This is a genomic window from Actinotalea sp. (assembly GCF_035443605.1).
In the GTDB taxonomy this organism is placed as follows: domain Bacteria; phylum Actinomycetota; class Actinomycetes; order Actinomycetales; family Cellulomonadaceae; genus Actinotalea.
Window position 1 is genome coordinate 1 of the sequence record NZ_DAORSQ010000104.1, and the last position, 8,480, is coordinate 8,480.

General features: G+C 71.2%; 7 protein-coding genes. 2 read left to right on the plus strand and 5 right to left on the minus strand.

Features of this window, described 5'->3' with window-relative positions:
• Nucleotides 1-119: 119 nt before the first annotated feature.
• The 5 genes from PKY62_RS10865 to PKY62_RS10885 all read right to left on the minus strand — a co-directional run bounded on the left by PKY62_RS10865 (nt 120) and on the right by PKY62_RS10885 (nt 7,165).
• On the minus strand, nt 120-1,169 hold the full coding sequence (locus PKY62_RS10865; protein WP_324536840.1) for a glycosyltransferase family 1 protein: 1,050 nt from the start codon (nt 1,167-1,169) through the stop codon (nt 120-122).
• Nucleotides 1,166-3,835 carry a sodium-translocating pyrophosphatase gene (locus PKY62_RS10870; RefSeq protein ID WP_502875832.1) on the minus strand — a complete coding sequence of 890 codons (2,670 nt, stop codon included), beginning with the start codon at nt 3,833-3,835 and terminating at the stop codon, nt 1,166-1,168. Before PKY62_RS10870 ends, PKY62_RS10865 begins: the two co-directional genes overlap by 4 nt.
• An 81-nt stretch (nt 3,836-3,916) precedes the next feature.
• Nucleotides 3,917-4,786 (minus strand): ABC transporter permease, encoded by an 870-nt coding sequence (locus tag PKY62_RS10875; RefSeq protein WP_324536842.1) that lies wholly within the window; start codon nt 4,784-4,786, stop codon nt 3,917-3,919.
• Nucleotides 4,787-4,814: 28 nt separating this feature from the next.
• On the minus strand, nt 4,815-5,846 hold the full coding sequence (locus PKY62_RS10880) for an ABC transporter ATP-binding protein (RefSeq protein WP_502875833.1): 1,032 nt from the start codon (nt 5,844-5,846) through the stop codon (nt 4,815-4,817).
• Nucleotides 5,847-5,878: 32 nt separating this feature from the next.
• Entirely contained in the window at nt 5,879-7,165 is a 1,287-nt protein-coding gene (locus PKY62_RS10885) for a LolA family protein (protein WP_324536844.1), read from the minus strand.
• 197 nt (nt 7,166-7,362) lie between these two features.
• On the opposite strand from PKY62_RS10885, the gene PKY62_RS10890 reads away from it, so the two are divergent.
• Nucleotides 7,363-8,040, plus strand: a complete 678-nt coding sequence (locus PKY62_RS10890; RefSeq protein WP_324536846.1) for a hypothetical protein — start codon at nt 7,363-7,365, stop codon at nt 8,038-8,040.
• An 84-nt stretch (nt 8,041-8,124) separates the two neighbouring features.
• On the plus strand, nt 8,125-8,376 hold the full coding sequence (locus PKY62_RS10895; RefSeq protein ID WP_324536848.1) for a DUF6959 family protein: 252 nt from the start codon (nt 8,125-8,127) through the stop codon (nt 8,374-8,376).
• The last annotated feature ends 104 nt before the right edge of the window (nt 8,377-8,480 follow it).

Sequence of the window (8,480 nt, forward strand, 5' to 3'; positions counted from 1 at the left end):
CGAGGTGGCCGCGGACTTCCTCGAGGACATCGAGACGCTCGCGCGCCTGTGAGGCCGTCCGTGCCGGAGCCTGGCCCGGCACGGACGGCCTCACGCCGCGTGGGTTCCGTCGCGCTCGGTCAGGCCCCGAACCAGTCGTGCACGCGGTCGACGATCGCGTGGTCGAACAGGTCGTCGTCGTGCCGCGCCTTGAGCCACTGCGCGAAGCTGCCGCCTGCGGCGGCGTCGACCTCGCGACGGCACGCCGCCGTGTCGGTGACGGCCCGGTAGAGCATCTCCTCGGCCTGCGAGGGTGTGCTCCAGAAGAACGGGTAGCCCTCGGGCAGGATCGCCCTCGCCCACGGGCGGTCCGGGAAGACGCCCACGGCCCCCGCGACGAGCGCCTCGATGTACTCCAGCCCGTAGGACTCCTCCGTTGCCGTGGCGAGGAACGCCGTGGTGCGCGCCAGCGCCTCCCAGTAGCCCTCGCGGGTCGCGGTGAGCGGCCCCACCCAGGCCCAGTCCTTGCGCGAGAGCCGCATCGCCTTCTCGGAGATGAGGTGCGACTCGTGCAGGCGCGCCTCGACCTTGATGGGCGTGCGCTTGACGATCCGCTCGACGACGTCGAGGAAGACCTGCGGCTGCTTGCGGTCCGACAGGTAGATCGCCGGGTAGAGGACCACGGGCACCTGCGGCTCCTGGCGGGGCTGCACGTGCTCGAGGCGGATGCCGAGGTTGACCCACGAGATCTGGGCCTTGTCCGCGATCGGCTTGGTGGTCAGCGAGGAGACGATCTCCCGGACCTCGCTGGCCGTGCGCTCGGAGTTGGCGAACGTCGGGAACAGCGCGCAGGACAGCGCGAGCGCGGCGCGCTGCACGGGGTGGTCGTACTGCGAGGTGTTCCACCACACGAAGTTCATGAGGTGGGGCTCGTCGCAGCTCGCCCGCAGGGTCTGCCAGACGGTCGTGGAGTCCAGGACGTCCATGCAGATGACGATGGTGTCCGCACCGTCCACGAACTCCAGCGGGATGACGTCGAACCCCTCGCAGTGCCGCGGCCCCGGGCCGATGAGCTGCGAGCCGGGGAACACGCGGAGCAGGCGCCGGACCAGCGTGGCCCCCGCGTCGTGCCCGGCGACGTGCCCGTCGGCGTCGACCTGCGCCGCCTGGTACCGCACCGCGATCTTCATCGCTGCTCACCCGCTCCCGTCTGGACCAGACCCGCCGCCGCACCGGCGCCGGTCACTGCAGCACCCGAACCCGGCCCGGCCTCACCGGGCTCGAGGAGCACCTCGTCGTCCTCGAGCGACGCGGTGATCCGCATGCCGTAGAACGACCGGTAGACGAAGTACGACATGACGAGGAAGAAGATCCCCGCGAGCACGAGCACGAGGCTGTGCCGGCCCTGGTTGTTGAGGCTCACGGCGAGCTCGACGGCCAGCAGGCCGAAGAGGGTCGTGAACTTGATGACCGGGTTGAGCGCGACGGACGAGGTGTCCTTGTACGGGTCGCCGACGGTGTCGCCGACGATGGTCGCCTCGTGCAGCGCCGTGCCCTTGGCGTGCAGGTCGATCTCGACGATCTTCTTCGCGTTGTCCCATGCCCCGCCGGCGTTGGCCATGAAGTTGGCCTGGTAGAGGCCGAAGATCGCGATCGAGATGAGGTAGCCGATGAAGAAGTACGGCTCGACGAACGCGAAGGCCAGCGTGGCGAAGAAGACGCCGAGGAACATGTTGAGCATGCCCTGCTGGGCGTACTGGGTGCAGATCTCGACGACCCGGCGCGAGTCAGCCTCGGAGGCCTTGGTGACCCCGTCGAGCCGGATGGTGTTCTTGATGAACTCCACCGCGCGGTAGGCGCCCGTGGTCACGGCCTGGATCGAGGCGCCGGTGAACCAGTAGATGACCGCACCGCCCGTGACGAGCCCCAGCAGGAAGGGCGGGTGCAGCAGGGACAGGTTCTCCAGCCCCGTCTCGAGCCCCTCCGTCAGGCTCATGATGATCGAGAAGATCATCGTCGTGGCGCCGACGACCGCGGTGCCGATGAGCACGGGCTTGGCCGTGGCCTTGAAGGTGTTGCCCGCCCCGTCGTTCTCCTCGAGCATCGTCTTGGCCTTGTCCCACTGGGCCTCGACGCCGAACTCGCGGCGCAGGGTCGACTCGATCCCTGGCACCTCCTCGATGAGGGACAGCTCGTAGACGCTCTGGGCGTTGTCCGTGACCGGACCGTAGGAGTCGACGGCGATGGTCACCGGGCCCATGCCGAGGAAGCCGAAGGCCAGCAGGCCGAAGGCGAAGACCGCGGGTGCGATCATGATGGAGTCGAGGCCCTGCTCGCTGAGCAGGAAGGCGCCGCCCATGAGGCCGACGATCGCCATGCCCAGCCAGTACGCGGCGAAGTTGCCCGCCACGAGGCCGGAGAGGATGTTGAGCGACGCCCCGCCCTGGCGCGAGCTCTTGACGACCTCGCGCACGTGCTTGGAGTTGGTCGACGTGAACGCCTTGACCAGCTCGGGGATGAGCGCACCGGCCAGCGTGCCGAAGGAGATGATGGTGGCGAGCTTCCACCACAGCCCGTCGGTGGTGCCGTCGGAGAGCACGAACCAGGTGGTCGCGAACGTCGCCACGATGCTCACCACGGACGTGATCCACACCAGCGAGGACAGCGGCGTCTCGAAGTTCATCCGGTCGACGGTGCCGTACCGCGCCTTGGCCCACGCGTCGTTGACGAGGTAGGAGGCGCCGGACGCGATGACCATGACCGAGCGCACGACGAAGAGCCAGACGAGCAGGTTCGCCTGCATGAGCGGGTCGCCCACGCCGAGCAGGATGAACGTGATGAGCGCGACGCCGGTCACGCCGTAGGTCTCGAAGCCGTCTGCGCTGGGGCCGACGGAGTCGCCCGCGTTGTCGCCCGTGCAGTCGGCGATGACGCCGGGGTTGCGCGCGTCGTCCTCCTTGATCTTGAACGCGATCTTCATGAGGTCGGAGCCGATGTCGGCGATCTTGGTGAAGATGCCACCGGCGATGCGCAGCGCCGCTGCGCCGAGGGACTCACCGATCGCGAAGCCGATGAAGCAGGCCCCGGCGATCTCGGCCGGGATGAACAGCAGGATGACGAGCATCATGAACAGCTCGAGGCTGATGAGCACCATGCCGATCGACATGCCGGACTTCAACGGGATGCGGTGCATCGGCAGGGGCCGCCCGCCGAGCGACGCGAACGCGGTGCGCGAGTTGGCGAACGTGTTGACCCGGATGCCGAACCACGCCACGGAGTACGAGCCGCCCATGCCGATGAGGCTGAACGCGATGACGACGGCGACGCGGCCCCACTCGAACCCGACGAGCACCTTGTAGTAGACGACGATGACCGTCGCGATGAAGAGCCACAGCACGAGCAGGAACCGGCCCTGCTGGATGAGGTAGGCCTTGCACGTCGAGTAGATGAGCTCGGAGACCTCGCGCATCGAGTCGTGCACGGGCAGCTGGCGCAGCTGGACGTAGGCCATGAAGCCGAAGCCCAGGCCGAGCGCGCAGACGAGCAGGCCGACCATGAGCAGCGCGCGCCCGGAGGCGCCACCGAGCACGGTGACCGTGGCGAGGTCCGGCAGGGCGAGGCTCGCCTCGCCGCCGTGCACCGTGGACTCCCCCTCGGCCGTGGGCTCCGCCGCGCAGCCGGCGAGCGCGAGGGCGACGGCCCCCAGGCCGACCGAGCCGACGAGGGCACGGAGCCTGGCCCGACCCCCCGGTGGCTGCGGCCCCGCGGTGCCCCGTGCCCCGACGGAACGGGTGCGGTCGGTCTGCTGCGGTGCGTGAGCGCTCGGGGAGCGCTCCTCGGTCGAGTCGTTGCTCACGGTTTCCCCAGGGTCGGGATCGACGTCACTGTCACCTGGCACGCTAGGCGGGCCGTGCGTTGCCGACCCGTGACCTTTGGCTCAGGAGGTGACGTCGGCCGAGGTGAACCTGCTCCACGCGAGGGCACCGAAGACCGCCACCCACGCGGCCTGCACAGCCAGCCCCTGGCCGAGGACGCCCCCGTCGACCTCGACCCGGAGGAACTCCGCGAAGTCCAGCCAGTGGTGCGTCAGCAGCCCCGGGTGGATGACGGCGAGCTGGGGCAGCGTGTCGAGCACGGCGGAGACGATCGCGACGACGACGGTGCCGGCCATCGCGCCCACCGGCACCTCGGTGAGCGTCGAGAAGAACAGCCCGACGGCGATGAGCCCCGTGAGGGACAGCGCGACGTAGGCGGTGACCCCGGCCATCCGGACCAGTCCGTCGGTCAGCGGCACGGTGGTCCCCGACAGCAGCGTCACGTCGGACAGCCCGAAGTAGGCACCGCCGGTGAGCACGGAGACGACGGCGATCGCCAGCACGGCCGCGAGGACGAGCGTCAGCGTGGCAACCGCCTTGGCGACGAGCAGCCGCGTGCGGGCCACGGGGACGGCGAGCAGGTACCGCAGGGTGCCGGCCTGGGCCTCCCCGGCGATCGCATCCCCCGACGCGATCCCCACGGTGAGCGGCAGCAGGAACGGCAGGCACATGAAGAGCGCCGCGACGACGAGGAACAGCCCGTTGCCCGTCACCCGGCCGACGAAGCCGGGGCCCTGGCCGCCGATCGCGGAGTCCTGCGCGATGTAGAGCACCGTGCCCAGCAGGAGGGGGACGGCCGAGAGCCCCGCGAGCAGCGCCTGGTTGCGCCGGCGCCCGAAGATCAGCCGGATCTCCCCGCGCAGCAGGCGCCAGGTCGCCCCGGGCAGCCGGGGCGGTGGCGGGGTGCCGGCGTCCGACGCTGGCAGGCTCATCGGGTGGTCGACGCCACGCGTGCCGACGTCAGCGGGCGACATCGAAGCCCTCCCCCGTGAGCGCGACGAAGAGCTGTTCGAGGCTGGGTCGCTGCACCTCGAGGCCGACGAGGTCGATCCCCGCGCCCACGAGCGCCGCCGAGACCCGCTGCGGCGCGACGTCGCCCAGCAGTGCCCGGACCACCGTGCTGTGCCCCTCGGGCTGCGCCTCGACCTGCACCTCGACCTGCGCCAGGCCCAGGGACACGAGCACCTGCGCCGCGTCCCCGACGTGCTCCGGCGTCGTCGTCACGGCCACGTGCGCCGTGCCCTCGTCGAGGAGCGCCGCGCGCTCGCCCTGGAGCAGCAGGCGGCCGCGCCCCATGATCCCCAGGTGGCTGCACACCTGCTCGATCTCGGCCAGCAGGTGCGAGGAGACGAGCACGGTGCTGCCGCCGTCCGCGAGCTCGCGGATGAGGTGGCGCACCTCGCGCGTGCCCTGCGGGTCCAGCCCGTTGGTCGGCTCGTCGAGCACGAGCAGCTCGCGCGGGCGCAGCAGCGCCGCGGCCAGGCCGAGCCGCTGCTTCATGCCGAGGGAGTACTGCCGGTACGGCTTGGCCGCCGCGGCGGACAGGCCCACGCGCTCGAGGGACTCCCCGACGCGGCGGGGCGCGGAGCGCGGGTCGGCTGTCGCGTCTGCCCCGTCGAGCCGCTCCAGGTTGGCCCGGCCGGAGAGGTACGGCTGGAAGGCGGGGCCCTCGACGAGGACACCCACCCGCGGCAGCACGGACCGGCCCGCCTGGGGCATCGGATGGTCGAGCAGCCAGGCCTGGCCGGAGGTCGGCGCCACGAGGCCGAGCAGCATCCGGATCGTCGTCGTCTTCCCCGAGCCGTTGGGGCCGAGGAAACCGTAGACCGCCCCGCGCGGCACGGCGAGGTCGATGCCGTCGACCGCCACCTGCCCCGAGCGGAACCGCTTGGTCAGCCCCGAGGTGCGCACCGCAAGGGGCACCGCCACCGGGCCCGCCGCGTCGGGCGCTCCCGCCCCGCGTGAGGCGGCGGACGGCGGCGCGTCGGGCACCGCCGTCCGCGCGGTGGTCGCCGGTGCCCCGCTCACGCCAGGTCGCGCAGCGTCTGGGCAGGGACCGCCCCGACGAGCACGCGGCCGTCGTCGGTGACCAGCACGCTGAGCAGCGTCGAGCTGAGCAGTCGGCCCCCGTCGACCTCGGTGGTGAGCTGCTGGTACAGGGCCGCGGCGTCCAGCTGCATGCCCATCGAACCGTCCTCGTCGCTCGGCATGAACTCGTCGACCAGCTCCTGGCCGCTCTCCGAGCCGATGAGCCGCTCCGAGCCCGCCATCGAGGCGAGCGCGGCCGGGTCGCCGGCGATCATCGCGGCGACGTCCACGTCGGCCAGCTCGAGCACCGTCTCCCAGCCCGTGCCGGTGATCGTCACGCCATCGGGCAGCAGCCCGGCGGCGGCCAGGTCGGCCGGCCCCTCGATCCCCTCGAGCTGCGACGGGTCGACCTGCGGGGCGTCGACGGGCTCGCTCGGCAGCGGCACCACGACCTCGCGCACCTGCGCCCCCGCGGGCGGCGAGAAGCTCAGCACGGCGTCGGTCGGCGTCGTGAAGGACACGTCGGTGAAGGCGATCTCGACCGCGGGCGCCTGGGCGTCCTGCGTGCTCCAGGTCTGCACCCGCAGGGGCACGGAGGTCTCGGCGTCCACGGCGATGACCACGCGGGCCACGAGCGACCCGGTGCCGCGCGGCGTGACGACCAGCTGGTAGGCGCCACGGCCGGCGATGGTCGTCTGGGCGTCCAGGGTGACCGTCGAGAACTCGTCCGCCTTCTCCAGTGCCATCCGCGCCGCCTCGTCCGGCGTGGGCAGCGTCGCGGCCCGCTCGGCCAGCGCGCGCTCGCGCGCCTCGTCGGTCATCGCCTCGAGCGCCGCGGCGTCGGCGTCGCTCATGGCGTAGTGCGTCACGATGTCCTCGGAGGAGTCGTAGGTCCACATCTGGGCGCCGTCGGCGACCACGGAGTACTCCGAGACCGAGCCGAGCAGCGAGACGCGGGAGCGCTCGGTCCCGTCCGTCCAGACCCGCAGGGTCGAGCTGCCGCCCAGCAGCGCGATCGGGTCGGCGCCGGTCGCCTCGGTGAGCGGGATCTCCGGCAGGCCGAGCCGCGCGGTGTAGACGACCGTCCCGGCCAGCGGCACGGGCTCGGCGGCGACCACCTGGGCGAGCAGCTCCTGCGCGGTGAGGTCCGGCAGGTCGGCGTCGCCGGCGGAGGCGAGCAGCGGCGGCGCGACGAAGGCTGCGGCGACGGCTGCGGCGACGACCACCGGAACGGTCCACGGGTGACGGAGGAGCGAGGCGGGCAGGGCACGGGTCTGCGACATGGGACCACTGTGCGGCACCGCCCCTGAGAGGACGCTGAGAGGACGCCGGCTGGGTGTGTCCCTCCTGACGGCCGGGCGCCAGGCAGGCGCGTCCGGTCATAGCCGATGACCGCGCGTTCGTAGAAGGAGCCGGACAGCGCTGATCGCGACGAACGCGCCAACGCCAGGCCGTGGTGCGCCCGCGTAGCCTCTGCTCCATGGTCGAGGCGAGAGCTGCAGCGGTCTGGCGTGACGGCGGCGACCTCTGGCTCGACCATGTGTCGCTCAAGGCGGAGGACCACGAGTGGCTAGCGGCTGCCCGGTGGCTGACCCTCTGGACGGTGAAGGTGCCCGACGGCCTGCTTGCGTCCTTGCCGCATCTGGAATTCCTCGACCTGCGCGGGGGAAGCGGTACCTCTCTGAGAGCGATTGAGGGGTGCCATCGCCTGCGTCTTCTCGAGGTCAACCAGATCCGTGGCGTCAATGACCTCGACGTCTTGCCGACGCTGACCTCCCTGGAACTGCTCAGCCTCTACGGGCAGCCGCAGGTCACGCGCCTGCCGTCCTTCGCACCACTGACGAAGCTACGACGTGCCGAACTGGGGTCCCTGAAGGGTCTCTCCGGCCTGACTGGGCTGCACGACGCGCCGGTCCTTGAGGAGCTGGTCCTCATGAACGTGGTCGGGGTCGCTGCCGACGACGCATCGCGTCTCGCCGCTCACAGGACGCTCACGCACTTCAGCTGGTTTTACGACAGCGGCCCGCCCGACAAGGTGTGGGTGCCGTTCCAGGAGACGGTCGCCAAGCCCCGCGCGCGCCTACTTCACACGCACGAGTGGTTCGGGCGGCCTCTTCCCTGGCGCGGGCGCGCGGACGCCGACCAGTCTGCGGGCTGACCCATTGCTCACGCCGGTGAGGGCACGGTCGTGCCACGACCTGCGCGTCCACCACTGGCACGCTCCGTGATGGAGGATGCGGCTATGGACCATGCCACCGACCTGGAACTCCTTTCGCCGCTCGTCAACCAGGCCGTCGTTCGCACCCCCGGTCGGCGATTCGCGGGCCTTGTCCTTCAAGGCGACCGTCTCGGCGAATGGGTCAGGATGGCGCGCTCGTCGGATCCAGATGATCGCGAGGAACTGCGGCGGGAACTGGAGGACTCCCTCCGCGAGCTCGTTCGTGTCTCGCATTCCACAGGCGTCGGGGTTCCGGCCGGGCTGCCGCCGATCTGAGCGTCGGCGAACGGCCGCCCGCACATGCCGCGTTGCGGGGAGTCGAAGGCCAGACTTGCAGCATGGACGAGCCGTTGACCGTCGAAGTGTTCCCGATCGAGACG

Coding starts and splice junctions, on each gene's coding strand:
- PKY62_RS10875 (WP_324536842.1), bottom strand. CDS start 4,786: ATGAGCCTGCCAGCGTCGGACGCCGGCACCCCGCCACCGCCCCGGCTG.
- PKY62_RS10890 (WP_324536846.1), top strand. CDS start 7,363: ATGGTCGAGGCGAGAGCTGCAGCGGTCTGGCGTGACGGCGGCGACCTC.
- PKY62_RS10895 (WP_324536848.1), top strand. CDS start 8,125: ATGGACCATGCCACCGACCTGGAACTCCTTTCGCCGCTCGTCAACCAG.
- PKY62_RS10885 (WP_324536844.1), bottom strand. CDS start 7,165: ATGTCGCAGACCCGTGCCCTGCCCGCCTCGCTCCTCCGTCACCCGTGG.
- PKY62_RS10865 (WP_324536840.1), bottom strand. CDS start 1,169: ATGAAGATCGCGGTGCGGTACCAGGCGGCGCAGGTCGACGCCGACGGG.